Origin of the sequence: Vibrio sp. YT-17, from assembly GCF_033337375.1 — a bacterium.
GTDB classification, from domain to species: domain Bacteria; phylum Pseudomonadota; class Gammaproteobacteria; order Enterobacterales; family Vibrionaceae; genus Vibrio; species Vibrio alginolyticus.
On sequence record NZ_JAWOQP010000175.1, the window covers coordinates 1 to 1,106 of the forward strand.

Consider the following 1,106-nt stretch of genomic DNA (forward strand, 5'->3'; position numbering starts at 1 on the left):
AAAAACGCCACGGTATGAGCTTTGACTTAGTTGCCGTTGGCGATAGCCAGACATATTGGTTTGATGAAAAAGGTATTGATGCGGCGGCGGTTGCCGACAAGTTTGATGATGAAAGTATTGAGAACGATGGGACGTGGCTGAGTCGGTTGGGCGATTTACAAGGTTATGATGAAGCCGTGGTATTGGACGTGACCGCGAGCAAAGAGTTGGCGCAACGTTATGTTGATATCGCTCAGCAAGGCATCCATTTAATTTCTGCTAACAAAGTTGCAGGCTCTGCCGACAGTCAGTATTACCATCAAGTGCAAGATGCATTCGCGAAAATCGGTCGTTACTGGCTCTACAACGCGACGGTTGGGGCAGGGTTACCTATCAACCATACCGTGCGAGATCTGCGTGAAAGTGGTGACGAGATTGTGGCATTATCCGGAATCTTCTCGGGAACACTTTCTTGGCTGTTCCAGCAGTTTGATGGCTCGGTGCCGTTTAATGAGTTGGTCGATTTAGCGTGGCAACAAGGATTAACAGAACCGGATCCGCGTGCTGATTTAGACGGTTCGGATGTCATGCGTAAACTGGTTATCTTAGCGCGTGAGTCTGGTCTGGATATTGAACCGGACAGCGTAAAAGTGGAATCACTGGTGCCTGAAGAGCTGCGCTCTCTGAGTTTGGATGAGTTCTTTGATAATGGCGCACTGCTCAGTGAGATTCTTCAAGAGCGTCTAACCAAAGCACAAAGAGATGAGCAGGTGCTTCGATATGTGGCGCGCTTAGAGAAAAATGGCAAAGCGACGGTGGGCGTAGAAGCATTACCGCGCGAACATGCGCTGGCTAACTTGCTGCCATGCGACAACATTTTTGCGATTGAAAGTAAATGGTACAAGGACAACCCTTTGGTGATTCGTGGCCCAGGTGCAGGACGCGAGGTGACCGCTGGTGCAATCCAATCGGATCTCAACCGCTTAGCTGGATTATTCTAAACTTTGCGAGATACCTAAAAACCCTGGAATTCATCCGGGGTTTTTTATTCCTTCCTCAGTGCCATACTTAAAATAAGATTCGCCATTTTCAAACGTTGTTATGAGTAAATAGCAGATGCGAATTAA

The 1,106-nt window shown here is 47.8% G+C and carries 1 pseudogene; it reads left to right on the forward strand.

Annotated features, from left to right (window positions below):
- Nucleotides 1-980, forward strand: a pseudogene (metL, locus tag R7F67_RS24770) (bifunctional aspartate kinase/homoserine dehydrogenase II); the annotation flags it as partial.
- Nucleotides 981-1,106: the final 126 nt, after the last annotated feature.